Origin of the sequence: Desulfosoma sp., assembly GCA_037481875.1 — a bacterium.
Classification (GTDB): Bacteria; Desulfobacterota; Syntrophobacteria; order Syntrophobacterales; family DSM-9756; genus Desulfosoma.
The window spans coordinates 72,121-87,994 of record JBBFKY010000006.1 but is presented as its reverse complement, the minus strand read 5'-3'; the positions used below and the strand labels follow the sequence as shown (position 1 = coordinate 87,994).

General features: G+C 54.2%; 12 protein-coding genes and 2 tRNA genes. 10 read left to right on the top strand and 4 right to left on the bottom strand.

The genetic code is table 11. The features are described from left to right. The first annotated feature begins 3 nt into the window (after positions 1 to 3). Positions 4 to 765 carry an adenosylcobinamide-GDP ribazoletransferase gene (gene cobS, locus WHS46_09665; protein ID MEJ5348940.1) on the top strand — a complete coding sequence of 254 codons (762 nt, stop codon included), beginning with the start codon at positions 4 to 6 and terminating at the stop codon, positions 763 to 765. Next, positions 762 to 1,820, top strand: a complete 1,059-nt coding sequence (locus tag WHS46_09660) for a biotin--[acetyl-CoA-carboxylase] ligase (GenBank protein ID MEJ5348939.1) — start codon at positions 762 to 764, stop codon at positions 1,818 to 1,820. The genes cobS and WHS46_09660 overlap by 4 nt, the downstream gene beginning before the upstream one ends. Here the strand turns inward: WHS46_09660 and dksA are convergent. The 4 genes from dksA to WHS46_09640 all read right to left on the bottom strand — a co-directional run bounded on the left by dksA (position 1,817) and on the right by WHS46_09640 (position 3,126). Then, on the bottom strand, positions 1,817 to 2,179 hold the full coding sequence (gene dksA / locus WHS46_09655) for an RNA polymerase-binding protein DksA (protein MEJ5348938.1): 363 nt from the start codon (positions 2,177 to 2,179) through the stop codon (positions 1,817 to 1,819). The two genes, WHS46_09660 and dksA, sit on opposite strands and share 4 nt — an antisense overlap. 121 nt (positions 2,180 to 2,300) lie before the next feature. Further along, a complete protein-coding gene (gene moaC, locus WHS46_09650) occupies positions 2,301 to 2,810 on the bottom strand; it encodes a cyclic pyranopterin monophosphate synthase MoaC (protein MEJ5348937.1) in 510 nt (169 codons plus the stop codon). Between the two features lie 115 nt (positions 2,811 to 2,925). After that, positions 2,926 to 3,018, bottom strand: a tRNA-Ser gene (locus WHS46_09645). A 15-nt stretch (positions 3,019 to 3,033) separates the two neighbouring features. After that, positions 3,034 to 3,126 (bottom strand) — tRNA-Ser (locus tag WHS46_09640). Positions 3,127 to 3,382: 256 nt separating this feature from the next. Between WHS46_09640 and lon the strand changes: the two genes are divergently transcribed. The 8 genes from lon to WHS46_09600 all read left to right on the top strand — a co-directional run bounded on the left by lon (position 3,383) and on the right by WHS46_09600 (position 15,768). Beyond that, entirely contained in the window at positions 3,383 to 5,737 is a 2,355-nt protein-coding gene (lon, locus tag WHS46_09635; protein MEJ5348936.1) for an endopeptidase La, read from the top strand. Continuing rightward, the gene (larC, locus tag WHS46_09630) at positions 5,728 to 6,924 is read left to right on the top strand and encodes a nickel pincer cofactor biosynthesis protein LarC (protein ID MEJ5348935.1); all 1,197 of its coding nucleotides are present in this window, start codon (positions 5,728 to 5,730) and stop codon (positions 6,922 to 6,924) included. The genes lon and larC overlap by 10 nt, the downstream gene beginning before the upstream one ends. Continuing rightward, positions 6,924 to 8,186, top strand: coding sequence for a nicotinamide-nucleotide amidohydrolase family protein (locus WHS46_09625; GenBank protein MEJ5348934.1), 1,263 nt, complete (start codon positions 6,924 to 6,926; stop codon positions 8,184 to 8,186). The genes larC and WHS46_09625 overlap by 1 nt, the downstream gene beginning before the upstream one ends. Then, positions 8,183 to 8,764 carry an RNA 2',3'-cyclic phosphodiesterase gene (thpR, locus tag WHS46_09620; GenBank protein MEJ5348933.1) on the top strand — a complete coding sequence of 194 codons (582 nt, stop codon included), beginning with the start codon at positions 8,183 to 8,185 and terminating at the stop codon, positions 8,762 to 8,764. Before WHS46_09625 ends, thpR begins: the two co-directional genes overlap by 4 nt. 32 nt (positions 8,765 to 8,796) lie before the next feature. Further along, positions 8,797 to 9,831: a recombinase RecA gene (gene recA, locus WHS46_09615; GenBank protein ID MEJ5348932.1), complete on the top strand. Its 1,035-nt coding sequence runs from the start codon at positions 8,797 to 8,799 to the stop codon at positions 9,829 to 9,831. A gap of 295 nt (positions 9,832 to 10,126) precedes the next feature. Beyond that, positions 10,127 to 12,790, top strand: a complete 2,664-nt coding sequence (alaS, locus tag WHS46_09610; protein ID MEJ5348931.1) for an alanine--tRNA ligase — start codon at positions 10,127 to 10,129, stop codon at positions 12,788 to 12,790. A 382-nt stretch (positions 12,791 to 13,172) separates the two neighbouring features. Then, complete coding sequence (locus tag WHS46_09605) at positions 13,173 to 14,159, top strand: GTPase (GenBank protein ID MEJ5348930.1); 987 nt, start codon at positions 13,173 to 13,175, stop codon at positions 14,157 to 14,159. Positions 14,160 to 14,439: 280 nt separating this feature from the next. After that, the gene (locus tag WHS46_09600) at positions 14,440 to 15,768 is read left to right on the top strand and encodes a sigma-70 family RNA polymerase sigma factor (protein MEJ5348929.1); all 1,329 of its coding nucleotides are present in this window, start codon (positions 14,440 to 14,442) and stop codon (positions 15,766 to 15,768) included. Positions 15,769 to 15,874: the final 106 nt, after the last annotated feature.

Genomic DNA, 15,874 nt, shown 5'->3' with positions numbered 1-15,874 from the left:
GCCATGTGGAATCATTTTGGCATGGCCTTGGGGTTTCTGACGCGGCTGCGTCTTCCGGGTCAAGGCTCCAGGGTCTATAGCGATGAAGAGGTGGTGAAATCCCTTGCGGCCTTCCCCTTGGTGGGGCTCATTGTCGGCGCTTTTCAGGCGGTGACGGGCTGGGGCTTGGAGGTTTGCTTTTCTCCTCAGTTGAGCGCCTGCTGGGTGGTGGCTTTAGGAGCCTGGCTAACGCGAGGCCTGCACTTGGACGGATTGGCGGATGTGGCCGACGGTATGGGAGGATCCCACAAGATCGAGCGGCGCCTCGAGATCATGAAAGACAGCCGTGTCGGATCTTTTGGAGTTCTTGCCTTGGTTTTTGGGATCGGTCTCAAGGTCTTTTCTGTTTCCGGCCTTCTTGAGGCGCACCGATGGTCGGCGCTGGTGCTTGTGCCTGCTCTCAGCCGCTATGCCATGGTGCTGTCCATGCACAAGGTGGCGTATGCTCGATCCGAAGGCGGCTTGGGCAGAGTCTTTGTGGAAGGCATGGGGCGTTCCGAATGGCTTTGGGCTTCTGTGTGGGCTTTCCTGAGTGCCGCTGTGCTTGAAGGTCTGTGGGCCATCGTCATGGTGACCACAACCGTGGCGTCGGCCCTTGTTTTTCAAAAGATTGCGAAACGATGGCTCGGAGGCATGACAGGGGATATGTTGGGGACGGTGAATGAAGTGACGGAAATCCTTCTCTACCACGCGGCTCTGATAACGGTTCAAGGAGTCGGCCCATGAAGGATCGTTCGGACACGTATCTTGCCGTGTTGGCTGAACTGAAGAGGCGCTGCCATGAAACCGTTTCCGGAAATGAACTGGCCGCGTCCTTGGGAATATCACGCACGGCGGTTTGGAAACACATACGCACGCTTCGATCTCGAGGTTACCAGATCGAAAGCCAGACCAAAAAAGGTTACCGCCTAAAATCCGTCAGTCATTCTTTGATGCCCGAAGAAGTGATACCTCTTTTGCAAACTCGATGGCTCGGCCGTGCTTACGAATACCATGAAAAGCTGGCATCGACCAATGATCGTGCCATGGAGTTGGCTCGTTCCCAGGCTGTGCATGGAACCACGGTGGTGGCTGAAGAGCAGACGGCGGGTCGAGGGCGACTTCGAAGGTCGTGGGTTTCGCCGAAAGGTCTAGGCCTTTATGTGTCCATGATCTTGAGGCCTGAGTTGCCGCCACGTCACGGCCCTGAAATAACCCTCGTGGCCGCTTTGAGCCTAGCCAAATTTTTCCAAGATCATTACGCTCTGAATGCCCGCGTCAAGTGGCCTAACGATGTGTTGATCTCAGGGAAAAAAGTTGCAGGGATTCTCACGGAAATGCACTCGGATCCCGACTGCATTCAGTTTTTGGTGGTGGGCGTCGGTGTCAATGTTCTACACCGTCAAGAGGATTTTCCTGAGGACATTCTCTATCCCGCAACGTCCGTAGCCATGGAGTGTGAAAAGATCTTGGTGGAGGGGGCTGGCAAGGCATCCCTGCCGTGGAGCCGAGCCCAGGTCTTGGCAGGTTTTCTGAACACCTTCGAAAAAATTTATGATTTTTATATGACGGAGGGCCTAAAAGGGCTTCGACCGAACCTGTTGGAGTTTTCGGCCGTCTTGGGAAAAAAGGTTCGACTTCAGGGAGCGGAAGGCATCCTGGAAGGCGTGGCACGAGACCTGACGGACCGCGGTGCCTTGGTGCTGGAAACCTTGGAAGGGCGTCAAGAAACGGTTTGGGTCGGCGACATCCTGCATCTTCGTGAGGTTGAGCAGGATGAGGCCGAACCGTCCGCATCTTAAGCTTCTCGAATCTTTTCCAAAGCTTCTTGCCGGCGTTTGCAGTCAATACACAAGGTGGTCACCGGGCGAGCCTTAAGCCGCTCGACACCGATATCATCCCCGCAGGCCTCGCAGATGCCGTAAGAGCCATCTTCAATGCGCTGAAGAGCCTCACGAATTTTGGTGATGAGCTTGCGTTCTCGATCGCGAATGCGCAGCATGAAGTTGCGGTCCGATTCCAGAGAGGCCCTGTCGGTGGGGTCTGGAAAAGTCTCCCCTTCATCGGTCATGCCGGTTACCGTCTTTTCCGCTTCTTCGATAAGCTCGCGCAGTCGCTGTTCAAGAATTTCTTTGAAATAAGCCAGAGTCTCTTGGTCCATGGCGAATCCTCCGCGCGCTGTCATGAAGGGATGTTCGCTAGCATGAGGCATGCCGGTTTGTAAAGTCTAAAATCATCACGGTCTCTCGAGCGGAAGCGAACTCAGATGCTCGGTTCATTTGTCAAAGCGTGGACACGGTGGAACCTTGCAGCTCAAAAGTCCCGCTTCGTCCTCCGGCCTTGTAAGTCAGCCGAATATTTTCCAGGACCATGGATCGATCCAGCGCCTTGCACATATCGTAAATGGTCAAGGCGGCATGGGTGACAGCCACCAGGGCTTCCATTTCCACACCCGTACGATCAAAGGTTTTGGTTCGAGCTTCCAAACGCACGCCGGGCAGATCAGGATCCGGTTCCACGAAAACGTCTATGGAGGTTAAAGGCAGAGGATGGCACAGTGGGATGAGATCCCAGGTTTTTTTTGCCGCCATAATTCCGGCCAGACGAGCCGTGTCCAGCACATTGCCCTTGACCACGGTGCCTTCCAGAATACGCTGGAGCGTGGATGCGGCCATGCGCACCTGACCTTGGGCTCGAGCTTCACGCCAAGTGGGGGCCTTATCGCTGACATCCACCATTTTGGCATGGCCTTGACTGTCCAGGTGCGTCCATTGTTTCGATTCTTCTTGCATGATCCTCTCCTCCGAGTGATGCCACGCTTTCCTAGAAACAGGGCGGCATAGGGGGCTTGTAGCGCCATACAACAGCAAAAGCCCATCCCCACGGGGATGGGCTATGTTTTTGGAATGGCGGAGAGAGAGGGATTCGAACCCTCGGTACCCCTTTCGGAGTACACTCGCTTAGCAGGCGAGCGCCTTCAGCCGACTCGGCCATCTCTCCAGACAACGCACTTTTTGGCGGAGGGAGTAGGATTCGAACCCACGGGCCGGCTGCTAACCGACCAACGGTTTTCAAGACCGCCGCCTTAAACCACTCGGCCATCCCTCCACGGGGTGAATCTGGGTTGCGTCTAACTACCATTCACCCCTTTCAGTGTCAAGAGACGGCGGCGCCTTTCATGCGTCCTTAGGGGACCCAGAAACCCAGAAGGCCGTAAACCAGTAGGACGGATGGAGGGAAGCGAAATCCGCCTAAAAACAAAGGTAAACCTTGAGAGTCTTCGAAAATTTTGTTTCAAGACGCTCGTGTGTTGACAAGGATGGGAAGGCGCTGTTAAGGGGATGCGGGAGGACGACACCGCACCATGACCACACCCTCATGGCCTACGGATTTACCGGTACTACCTCTACGTCACACAATGCTTTTTCCCGCCATGATCCTTCCCTTGTTCCTTTCGGAACCTGCGGAGAAGGCTGCTTTATCTGAAGCGGAAAAGACCGGTCGATACATTTTTTTGGCGGCGTGCTGCGGTGACAACGGCGTGTGCGATCTCGAGACTTCCGGCGCATCTTCCTGGGACGGGGTCTTGGGTTGTGTGGCCTTGATTTTGAAAAACACACCCTTGGAAGACGGTCGAGTGAAAATTCTCGTTCAAGGAATTGCCAAGGCTCGCGTGCATCATGTGATTTCGCGATCCTTTGGACTTATGGTTCACGTGGAACCTCTGATGGACTTGGACGTGCTTTTCGATGAAACCCTTTTCCCTTTGCTCTCCAAAGTCCGTCAAATGGGATTGAAGCTTTTCACGCTGCGAGGCATGCACGCAGCGGATGCGGAAGCCGTGCTGCAGAGCGCTTCTTCTCCCGGTCGATTGGCCGATTTGCTGGCCATGAACCTGCACTTGGAGCCTCATGTGTGTTGCCGCCTGATGGGGATTGCGGATCCCTTGGAGCGTCTGAGCACAGTGGCCGAGGCTTTGGCCGAAGAACTGCAGAAAGCCGAAGTGCAGCAAGAAATCGAGTCCGAAGCCGAAAGGGCCCTTCTTCGACGTCAAAGGGAACGCTATCTTCGAGAGCAACTCAAAACCATTCGTCGAGAACTGGGTGAATGGGATGAAGACAAGGAAGAGAGGATTTACAGGGAAAAAATCCAAGCGGCGGGCATGAGTTCTGAAGCTTACCAGGTGGCCATGCGTGAATTGGATCGGCTTGGGATGATGCAAAGCGATGCTGCGGAAGCTTCCTTGGTCCGCACGTATCTCGACTGGCTCATCGAGATGCCTTGGCAGCGTAGGACCGACGACCGTTTGGATCTTGCGGAGGCGGCTCGTGTCTTGGATGCCGATCATCACGACATGGAAGCCATCAAAGAACACATCCTGGATTTTCTCGCCGCCTGCAGCCTGAAAGGCAGTCTCAAAGGCTCCATTCTCTGCCTCGTGGGTCCACCGGGTGTTGGCAAGACATCATTGGGGCGATCCATCGCCCGAGCCATGGGACGCCGATTTGTGCGTGTTTCTTTGGGGGGTCTACGAGACGAGGCGGAAATTCGAGGACATCGACGCACCTACCTTGGCGCGTTGCCTGGGCGCATCATTCAGGGACTGCGACAGGCCGGAACGAAGAACCCCGTTTTCATGCTGGATGAGATCGACAAGATCGGATCCGATGCTCGAGGGGATCCGGCCGCGGCGCTTCTCGAAGTGCTGGATCCAGAACAAAACAAAGCCTTTTCCGATCATTACCTGAATGTGGCTTTTGATCTGTCCCAAGTGTTGTTCATCGCCACGGCCAACAGTTTGGAGCATGTACCGGCGGCCTTGGCGGACCGAATGGAGGTGCTGACCCTTTCCGGCTATACGGACAGGGACAAGCTGGTGATTGCCCGATCCTATCTGTTGCCTCGACAGATGAAGGAACATGGCTTAACCCCTGGAGATGTCTCCATCAGCGACTCGGTGCTTGTGGAACTCATACGCTGTTACACACGGGAATCGGGTGTGCGGCAACTGGAACGGGTCTTGGGCACCCTATGCCGTAAGGCTGCGAGAAATCGTGCCGCTGGTGGGCGTGCTCCATTTCGAGTTTCCAAAAAAGGCTTGGAACGCTTTCTGGGACCTCCTCTCAAGGATTTTTCCTCGCACCAGCTTCCCAGTGTGCCCGGAATTGCCTTGGCTTTAGCTTGGACACCGCACGGCGGTGAGGTGCTACGTATCGAAGCAGCCGTCATGCCGGGCAAAGGTGCCGTGGTTCTCACGGGACATTTGGGAACCGTCATGAAGGAATCGGCGCAGGCGGCTTTGAGCTTTCTTCGCACTCGAGCCCATCGATGGGGGTTGCCTGCGGATTTTCATGAAAAGATGGATGTGCATATTCATGTGCCGGCCGGGGCCGTGCCCAAGGATGGACCTTCGGCAGGCATGGCTCTGGGTGCCGCTTTGGCCTCCGCGTTGCTCCAAAAGCCTTTGGGACAACGGTGCGCCATGACAGGAGAGATTTCACTGTTGGGGGACGTGCTTCCAGTGGGAGGATTTCGAGAAAAAGCTCTGGCTGCGGCGCGTTCAGGCATCGATCTGGTTTTCATCCCTCGAGGCAACATGGATGATGTTCAACAGTTACCGGCGTATGTGACACGCGCCGTCCAGTTCATCTCCTTGACCCATATGGACGAGCTCTTGGAAAGACTGTTCGGCATGAATAAAGGAACGGCATGCGCCTAGCCTATTTTGATGCCTTTTCCGGAGCGAGCGGGGACATGATCCTCGGTGCCTTGATCGATGCCGGGCTTGCCGAAAAAGCCCTGACTGAGGCTTTGGCCGCTTTGAATCTACCAGGATGGCATCTGGAGACCCGTAAGGAATCTCGAGGAGCCATCACAGGCACGCGGGTTCTCATCCATGAGGAAGACTCGCCGCCTCTGCGACACTTTCGGGATATTCGTCAACTTGTTTCAGCGTCTTCCCTGCCCGGCACGGTTAAAGACAAAGCCCTGTATGTTTTTGAACGGCTGGCGCGTGCGGAAGCCAGAGTGCACGGTGTAGCGCTGGAAGACGTGCATTTTCATGAAATCGGTGCGGTGGACACCGTGGTGGACGTGGTGGGCGCCGTGGTAGGGCTGGATCTGTTGGGTATTGAAAGGCTATATGCTTCCCCGTTGCCTCTTGGGCGAGGACGTGTTCTGTCAAGCCATGGGGTGCTTCCTGTGCCGGCACCGGCGACGGTGGCTTTGTTGGAAGGGGTTCCTGTTCGAGACGGAGGCGTGGAGCGGGAATTGGTGACACCTACGGGAGCTGCTATTCTCAGTAGTTTATGCCAAGATTTTGGACCTCTTCCCGAAATGGTCCTGAAGACGGTAGGCTATGGGGTGGGGGCTCATGAAGCAGAAAACCCGCCCAATGTGTTACGGCTCATGGTGGGCGAATCCCATTCCGCACTCGTGAGCCGACGGCTGATGATCATGGAAACGCAGATCGATGACATGAATCCGGAATTTTATGAACATCTCATGGCAGCCTGTTTTGCCGAAGGAGCCCTGGATGTGGTGTTTGTTCCCGTGTTCATGAAAAAGAACAGGCCGGCTACCTTGGTCCGTATTCTCATGGAACCGCCGCTCAAGGATCGTATCGCGGCACGCGTTTTTTCGGAGAGCAGCACGTTAGGGGTGCGTTTTCATGAGGTGGATCGAGTGGAATTGCCGCGGGCTTTCATGCACGTGGATACTCCTTGGGGAGAGCTAAAGGTCAAAACGGCCACGCTTCCGGACGGGACGCTACGATGTCAGCCGGAATACGAAGATTGCAAGGAAGCCGCCCGGCGTAGTGGTCTGCCTTTACCTCACATCTACGAAGAAGTGCGGCGCCTGGGTTGGGAAAAACTGACCAAGAAAGCTTGTGAGTCGAAGGGGTGATGGGTCAAAAAATATGCCCGGATATTCGAGGCTCGCTTCTCACCATCGGGGATGAGATTCTCCTGGGCGAGATCCTCAACACTAACGCGCATCACATCGCTGGCGTGTTGAAAGCGCATGGGTTTCGTTTGCAAAAAGTGGTGGTGGTTGAAGACGTCGAAGAGGCCATTGCCATGCAGCTGGAACAGCTGACGGCCCAGAGCCGGTTTGTGATCGTCACAGGAGGTTTAGGGCCGACGGATGACGATCGGACCAAATCGGCCGTAACCCAAGCCTTTGCCCTTCCTATGGCGGTGGATGAAACGGATTTGAAAAGTTTGATGGACCGTGTGGAAGCTCGAGGTGGTGTCTGGACTGAAAGATTAAGCCGTCTGGCCCAACTGCCTCAAGGGGCGATTCGGTTGGCTCCGGGACGCCCCATGGCTGGTTTTTCCCTGGAGCATCAAGGAGTTCCCTTATATTTTCTTCCCGGGGTGCCTCATGAGATGGAAATCCTTCTTCAAGAAGTTGTCCTGCCCGACCTCATGCGCCGATTCCCCGAAAGACCTGTGTGTGGGCAGCGTTTTCTTCGTATCTACGGCCTGATGGAAACGGAAATCAACGAGCGATTGAGCGCCTTTGACGCCGTCTCCTATGGGGTCAAAGTGGGGTACCTGCCGCAGATGGGTGAAAACTGGGTGACTTTTTTGGTTACCGCTGAAGATCAAGTGCAGGCCAGGGAGCGCCTGGAGGCGGCCGAAAAGGAACTGAGGATTCTTTTGGGTGAAGAACATGTTATCGGCCGCGATGATGAAACCTTGGAAAAGGTGGTGGGTGAGTTGCTGCGCCGAAGGTCCTGGAAACTGGCGGTGGCCGAATCCTGCACGGGAGGCCTTCTGGCGGCGCGGATCGCGTCCGTCCCCGGTGCTTCAGACTATTTCGATAGAGGCTTTGTGACGTACAGCAACCAAGCGAAAAAGGAGCTGCTTGGTGTGCCGGAAGACCTTTTGGTCACCCATGGGGCTGTAAGTCGTCCTGTGTGTGAAGCCATGGCTCAAGGAGCCTTAAACCGGTCAAAGGCCCAGGCGGCCTTGGCGGTTACCGGGATTGCCGGACCTACGGGAGGGTCGGCCCTAAAACCGGTGGGGACCGTATTCATCGGATGTGTCTTTGAAAATCGCACTTTGGTGGAACGCCACCATTTTCATGGCAGTCGTCGCATTGTCCAAGAACAATCAGTACAACATGCCCTGGCCCTTTTGTGGAGGATGTTACGTTCATGATCAGGACCTTCGTGGCTCTGGATCTTCCGACCAATGTTCAGCACGATCTAGCTGAATTTTGCGCTCCATTGCAAAAGCTGGATGTGCCGGTCAGTTGGATTCCTCCTCATCGTGTGCATTTGACCTTGAAATTCCTCGGCAATGTGGATCCCACACGTATCGAAGCCATAGAAGAGGCCTTGCGGTCTGTGACGGCCCAGACGTTTCCATTTGCTTTACGTCCGGCGGGGTGCGGCGCGTTTCCTTCTTTGCGTGAGATGCGAGTGGTGTGGGTCGGTGTTCAAGGAGATGTGAGCCCGCTGAGAAGCCTTCAACAGAGGGTGGAAGGGGTGCTGGAACCTTTGGGATTTGCCAGGGAAAATCGTCCTTTTCGAGCGCACTTGACGATAGGAAGGGTCAAAGGGCGGCGTCATCTCAAATCCCTTCAGGATATGTTGGTGGCTCGACAAGGGTATCAAGGGGTTGTTTTTGACGTCTCGGAACTCGTATTGTATAAAAGCGATCTCAAACCCGACGGAGCACAATACACCCCTTTGAAAAGATTGGCCTTTCAAGGCGGGCTCGAACGTTTGCGCTAAGGTTTTTTTTGAATCATGAGGAGGACCGTGCCATGACGGCACCGGCAGTCAATGATCGTCAAAAAGCAATCGACATGGCCGTGGCGCAGATCGAGCGCCAGTGCGGCAAGGGATCCATTATGCGCCTGGGCGAGGGGGCTCAGACCGTGCAGGTTCCCGTCATCTCCACAGGCTGTCTTTCTTTGGACTTGGCCTTGGGTATCGGTGGGATTCCTCGAGGTCGTATTGTGGAAATTTACGGTCCGGAATCGTCGGGAAAGACCACCTTGGCTTTGCATGTGATTGCCGAAGCGCAGAAAAAGGGAGGGTTAGCCGCGTTTATTGATGCCGAGCATGCGCTGGATGTGCACTATGCCCGCAAGCTTGGGGTTAAGGTGGATGATCTTCTGATCAGCCAACCGGATTATGGCGAACAGGCCCTTGAAATTGCTGAGATATTGGTACGCAGCAATGCCATTGACGTAATCGTCATCGATTCGGTGGCGGCTTTGGTGCCCAAGGCGGAAATCGACGGTGAGATGGGCGACCCTCACGTCGGGCTTCAAGCGCGGCTCATGAGTCAAGCCTTACGCAAACTGACGGCCGCTATCAGCAAATCACAAACCTCGGTGATTTTCATCAACCAGATTCGCATGAAAATCGGGGTCATGTACGGATCTCCAGAAACCACCACGGGCGGCAACGCGCTCAAGTTTTATGCCACCATGCGTTTGGAAATACGCCGCGTGGGTCCCATCAAAGAAGGACAGGAAGAAGTGGGCAATCGCACACGTGTCAAGGTGGTCAAGAACAAGATTGCGCCGCCTTTTCGACAAGTGGAATTTGATGTCATTTACGGACGAGGTATTTCCCGAGAAGGTGACGTCTTGGATTTGGCTGTGGCTGCCAATATCGTGGAGCGGTCGGGAACCTGGTACTCCTACAATGGGGAACGCCTGGGGCAAGGAAGGGAAAACGTCAAGAACTTTTTGCGAGAACATCCTGATCTGCTTTTGGAAATCGAAAACAAGGTTCGAGAACGCCATGTGTTGCCTATGGTCAGCTCGGATGAAGCCGCCGAGGTCTAAAAACTTGTTGGAAAACTCGCAATACCAAGACATCGAAGGTTATCTCCTTGGAGGGGCGAGGCGCCGCCTCGCCCCTCCACAAGACCGAAACCGTGGTTTTTCCTGGCAGCCCGGGCTTCTAGCCGGCAACGCGTCCGTGCGGAAGGCGCTTCCAGAGAAAAATCCGTTCTCGGCCAACTTCCTGACATGAGCGTCTTTGGAGTCCCCGTATAAACGGGGTTGGAGTCCCCAAGAGCCGTTGTCCGTTACCGTGGGGATCGGTACCGCCCTGAGTTTGAAAGACAGGAGACCTTTCATGAGGGCCAGTGAAATTCGTCAGAAATTTTTGGATTACTTCCGCGATAAAGGCCATACCATTGTCAAGAGTTCTTCCCTCATTCCCCATGACGATCCCTCTTTGCTCTTTACCAATGCGGGTATGAACCAGTTCAAGCGGTGTTTTCTTGGGGAGGAAAAGCGGGATTACAGTCGAGCCGCTTCCAGCCAAAAATGTATGAGGGCTGGAGGCAAGCATAACGATTTGGAAAACGTAGGCTATACCGCGCGTCATCACACCTTCTTTGAAATGCTCGGCAACTTTTCTTTCGGCGATTATTTCAAGAAGGAAGCGATTGAATTCGCCTGGGAATTTCTTACGGATCACATGGGCTTGCCTCAAGATAAACTCTACGCCACCATTCACGAAGGCGATCCCGGCATGTCTCTGGGACGCGATGAAGAGGCTCGAAGCTACTGGAAGAACTATCTTCCCGAAGAGAGGATTCTTGCCTTTTCCACCAAAGATAATTTTTGGGCCATGGGAGATACCGGACCGTGCGGGCCCTGTTCTGAAATCCTCATCGATCAGGGAGAAGCCATGGGGTGCGGCCGCCCGGACTGTCGACCGGGATGCGACTGCGATCGCTTTTTGGAATTGTGGAACCTGGTCTTTATGCAATTTAACCGCAAGGAAGACGGAACCCTGGAGCCTTTGCCCAAGCCGAGCATTGACACGGGAATGGGTTTGGAACGTATCACGGCGGTTATCCAAAAAGTACCGTCCAATTATGATACAGACCTTTTTGCTCCCATGATGGAGGCTATCGGAGCGCAAGCGGGACTGCGTTACGGGGAGGATGCGGAAAAAGACGTCTCCTTTAAGGTCATTGCCGACCATGGGCGTGCGGCGGCTTTTCTCATCGGGGATGGTGTGCTCCCTAGCAATGAAGGTCGAGGTTACGTCCTTCGGCGAGTGATTCGTCGTGCTTTGCGCCACGGCCGTTTCCTCGGTTTGAACCGCCCCTTTCTTCACAGCGTCGTGGAAGCGGTGATGCATGCCATGGCGGACGTCTATCCAGAACTGCTGGAAAATCGAAGCTATATTTCTCGAGTGATTCTGCATGAAGAAGAACGATTCAGTGAAACCTTGGACCATGGATTGAAGCTGCTTCACAATGAAATGGCCCGCCTTCAGGATGAAGGGGCTACCCTTGTTCCAGGGTCTCTTGTGTTCAAACTCTACGACACTTACGGATTTCCCATCGACATTGTCACGGACATGGCCAAAAAGATGGGTATGCAAGTGGATCAGGCGGGTTTTGACACCCTCATGGAGAGACAAAGGGAGCAATCCCGCCGTCACTGGAAAGGGAGCGGAGAAAGAGAAATCTCGGAAGCGTACCGCAGACTGGCCGCTCAAGGAGTGCGCACGGCATTTGTTGGATACGAAAGGCTGGAGACGGAAAGCCTGGTCGTGGCTTTGATTCAGGAAGGCGCCTTGATCGAGGCGGCAGGGCCGGAGAGCCGGGTCGAAGTGGTAGTGGATCAGACACCTTTTTACGGTGAAGCCGGCGGCCAGGTGGGGGATCAGGGTCGTCTTTGGGGTCCTGGAGTAACGGCCGTTGTGGAGGATACCGTGCGGCTGCCCGGGGATCTTTGGGTTCATGTGGTAAGAGTCGAAAACGGCGAATTGCGCGCCGGGGATCGTGTGACCCTCAAAGTGGATGAACAAAAACGTAAAGACACAGCACGCAATCACACGGCCACGCACATCTTGCATCGCGTCCTTCGTGACGTTTTGGGGGATCACGTCAAACAATCCGGCTCTTTGGTGGCTCCCGAAAGACTTCGATTTGACTTCACACACTTCGCGGCTGTGACCCCGGAAGAATTGCAGGAAATCGAGCGGCGCGTAAACGAGGCGATCCTGGAAAATCGACCGCTTCATGTGCATGTCATGGCCTTTGACGAAGCCATACGAGCTGGAGCCGTCGCCCTCTTTGAAGAAAAATACGGGGAAACAGTTCGACTTGTGGAAATCGCCGACTTTAGCAAAGAACTCTGTGGCGGCACCCATGCGGAACGCAGCGGCGATATCGGATCCTTTGTTATCGTGCAGGAATCCAGTGTGGCGGCGGGAGTTCGCCGTATTGAGGCCCTTACGGGCCGTCACGCTCTGCACTTTTGGCAGGAACAGCGCCGGTTGCTGGAAACGGCGGCCCGCCGTTTGAAAGCTTCACCGCAAGAGGTGCCGGAACGCGTTGAAAAGCTCCTTATCCAGATCAGGGAATTGGAAAAGAACCTGGAATCTGTGAAAAGTTCCATGACGGCCCGGAAATCTTTGGACCTGTTTGAAGAAGCCAAGGAGACGGCCGGGGTGAAAGTCCTGGTTCGGCGTGTGGAAGTGACGGATCCCAAAGCTTTGCGGGAGATGAACGACCGATTCAAGGAACGCGTCAGCTCGGGGGTGATGGTTCTGGGAGCCGTTCACGACGAAAAGGTCTTCCTTTTGGTCGGCGTGACCAAGGACCTTACGGAGCGTATTCATGCGGGCCATCTTATTCGAGAAGTGGCTCAAGTGGTGGGGGGAAGCGGCGGAGGGCGCCCGGACATGGCTCAGGCAGGAGGACATCTGCCTCAAAAACTCGAAGAGGCGTTGAAACTCGCAGAAAACCTGATCGAGGCCAAGCTGGCCTCCTGAAGCATCGAAGGCTCAGCCCGATTTTCCGACCTTTCCTTGAAACAAGACCGCAGACCCTGTTTCAGGGTGTGCGGTCACAATCTGTCCACTCGAACGGCTCCCAAAAGCTCCTCAAGTTCGTCATCCATCAAAGCGGCAAGAGACTCCAAGGTGTAGTCCCGGCGGCACACCGTGCAACGCCAAAGCTGACGCCTTCATTGTCGAATCCACTGAAGAGGTTGGCCGCACTGAGGGCATGAGATCATGGCGTGTCCTTCCTTGTTGATAGACGAGGAATCGTTCATACCCTTTTGCGAGCCCATTGACAAGAAGAGGTGGGCAATGCCATTTTATAAGTCCAGAATTGCTGAAACAATGGTGATTTGGCGAGGAGGTGTGAAGCATGCCGGCGAATCTCCCCCCGCCCTATTTCGAAGCTGAAAAACGTTACCGCGAAGCCAAGACGCCTGAAGCTAAAATCGAAGCGCTGGAAGAAATGCTCACCATCATGCCCAAGCACAAGGGCACGGACAAGCTGCGCGCCGACCTGCGCCGTAAAATCGCCAAATTCAAATCAGAAGCTCAGCAGAGAAAGGGAGCGGGGCGAAAGGGGGTTGCTTACGTCATTGACAAGGAAGGAGCCGCCCAGGTCGTGGTGGTTGGCGCACCCAACGTGGGGAAATCCTCTCTGGTAGGGGTTTTAAGCAACGCATCACCTGAAGTGGCCGAATTTCCTCATACCACATGGAAACCTACGCCGGGCATGGTGCCTTACGAAAACATTCAATTCCAGCTTATTGACACACCGCCGATCAGCAAGAACTTTATTGACCCATGGATGGCGGATCTGATTCGTAAAGCTGATTTGGTCATGATCATGGTGGACCTTAAGGCGGATCCTTTGCAACAGTTGGAGGATACTCTGGAGGTGCTTCAGGGCTTGAGAGTCTTTCCGGAAGGAAACCCCTTGCCCCCTGATTTGCAAAAGAAACCTTTCTTGAAAAAAATGATTGTGGTTGTCAATAAGGTGGATACGGATGCGGATCTGGAGGATTTTCTTGCCTTTCAGGAACTGAGCCAATGCCGCCTGCCGTGTGTGGCGGTTTCTTCAGCGACCGGTCGCGGCTTGCACACGTTACTGGACACTGTTTTTGCGCTTTCCGATGTCATTCGCGTCTACACCAAAGCCCCGGGTAAAGAACCCGACAAATCCGCTCCTTTTGTTCTTCCTAAAAAGAGCACACTTCAGGATCTTGCAGAAAAAATTCACAAGGACTTTGTGGAGAAGCTCAAATTCGCTAGAATATGGGGGAATGCGGTCTTCGACGGCCAGATGGTTCAAAAGGACTATGAACTTCAAGACGGCGATGTGGTCGAATTTCGCATCTAAAACCGAAGAAGAATTCCAGCGGGATCGAAAAGACGACTTGTACTCCATGTCATAAAGTTTCTTCTCCTTTCAAAGGGCTTTGGAAATTCCCGTTTCTTCATGCCATTTTGATGAATTCCATTGACGGGGCGTTCTCTCGAACTTACCGTATATTTGGTTTGTCTCCTAAGTGTGCCGTTTTTGGTGTGCCGTGAACTCAAAAAAAGAGGAGGGTCGCGGAGAGAAGATTAAGAAAGATCATGGAGGAAGACCTAGGGTGTCCCGAGAAAGGAGGATCGCCATGAAGAGTTTGCATGGGCAAAGATTGGATCCTCTTGAGCGCCTGCGCTTCAATAGCGAGGCAGAGGACGACGAGTACGAGCACCTCCTGGACGTGGGAATCCTGGGATCCGAAGAGAATCTTTTCGCTGCCCAGCTAGAAGAGGAAGAATCCGTGGAGGACAATCAGAGCGGGTTGCTTCAAAGTGAAAACAAGGATCTTCGTTATGATGAATTCTCGCTCGCCCCCTCTTCGGCGGTCGAGGAATCAGAGCTGGACGAGGAAGCGAACGTGGAATTCGACGAAGATCATGTCACGTGCTATCTTCGCGAGGTATCATCTTTTCCATTATTGACTCCTGAGATGGAAATCGAGCTGGCCAAAAGGATCCGGGATGGCCAAGACCGGCTGGTGCGATTGGTGGAAAGCCACAAGGAAGACCATCCGGTGGTCAAGGACCTTCATGGAAAAGTTCGAAACCTACTCGGTCAGGCCAAGACATTTCCAGGGGTTCGGGACAAGGTGCTCAAAGTCATTTCCCGAACCTTGCATCAGGCCGTGGCGGATGAGCCTCAGGATTCGATCCTTTCGGCCATGAAGGAGGAGTGTGATCGAACCATTGCTGAGATCGACGAAGCCAAGCACGCCATGGTGAAGGCCAATTTGCGTTTGGTCCTGAGCATTGCCAAACGGTATCGAGGCCGCGGCATGAGTTTTGACGACCTTATTCAGGAAGGGAACCTGGGGTTGCTCAAGGCCGTCGGGCGTTATGATCATACAAAAGGGAACAGGTTCAGCACGTATGCCACCTGGTGGGTGCGGCAAAGCATCATTAGAGGGATTTACGACAAAACGCGCACCATTCGTTTGCCGGTCCACTTCATCGAATTGAAGAACCTTTTTTTTAAAGTCTTTCATGAACTGGTGAAGGAGTTGGGTCGTGAACCCACGGCGGAAGAAATCAGTCAGAGGGCCAATATTCCGCCGGACAAAGTGGAAATGGTGCTCAGTTTGGTAAGTCAGCCTTTGTCCTTGGAAATGCCCGTAGGGGATGATGAACAACGTCTGAGTGATTTCATTGAGGATGTGGACTGTGCCTCTCCGGCTGAAGGATGTGAGAGCAACGAACTGAGTGAGGTGACTCGGGAGCTTTTGGCCAGCTTGCAACCCAGGGAGGAAAAGATTCTGCGGCTAAGGTTCGGCTTAGGCGGACAGCCTGGGGAAACTCTGGAAAAAATCGGCAAGACCTTTAAGGTATCCAAGGAAAGAATCCGTCAGATCGAAAAGAAGGCTCTGCGCAAGCTGCGTCATCCCAGCAGGCAGGAGCTGCTGAAACCTTATCTGGATTAACCAGGATGGGCGGACCGACGGGTCCACCCAAGAGGAAACATGGTTGGGCCGACTGATAAGTCGGCCCCTAAATTTTTCAGAAACGATGAATCACTTGGGGTCCAGT

Coding starts and splice junctions, on each gene's coding strand:
- larC (MEJ5348935.1), top strand. CDS start 5,728: ATGCGCCTAGCCTATTTTGATGCCTTTTCCGGAGCGAGCGGGGACATG.
- lon (MEJ5348936.1), top strand. CDS start 3,383: ATGACCACACCCTCATGGCCTACGGATTTACCGGTACTACCTCTACGT.
- moaC (MEJ5348937.1), bottom strand. CDS start 2,810: ATGCAAGAAGAATCGAAACAATGGACGCACCTGGACAGTCAAGGCCAT.
- WHS46_09605 (MEJ5348930.1), top strand. CDS start 13,173: ATGCCGGCGAATCTCCCCCCGCCCTATTTCGAAGCTGAAAAACGTTAC.
- alaS (MEJ5348931.1), top strand. CDS start 10,127: ATGAGGGCCAGTGAAATTCGTCAGAAATTTTTGGATTACTTCCGCGAT.
- recA (MEJ5348932.1), top strand. CDS start 8,797: ATGACGGCACCGGCAGTCAATGATCGTCAAAAAGCAATCGACATGGCC.
- WHS46_09660 (MEJ5348939.1), top strand. CDS start 762: ATGAAGGATCGTTCGGACACGTATCTTGCCGTGTTGGCTGAACTGAAG.
- dksA (MEJ5348938.1), bottom strand. CDS start 2,179: ATGGACCAAGAGACTCTGGCTTATTTCAAAGAAATTCTTGAACAGCGA.
- thpR (MEJ5348933.1), top strand. CDS start 8,183: ATGATCAGGACCTTCGTGGCTCTGGATCTTCCGACCAATGTTCAGCAC.
- WHS46_09625 (MEJ5348934.1), top strand. CDS start 6,924: ATGGGTCAAAAAATATGCCCGGATATTCGAGGCTCGCTTCTCACCATC.
- WHS46_09600 (MEJ5348929.1), top strand. CDS start 14,440: ATGAAGAGTTTGCATGGGCAAAGATTGGATCCTCTTGAGCGCCTGCGC.
- cobS (MEJ5348940.1), top strand. CDS start 4: ATGTGGAATCATTTTGGCATGGCCTTGGGGTTTCTGACGCGGCTGCGT.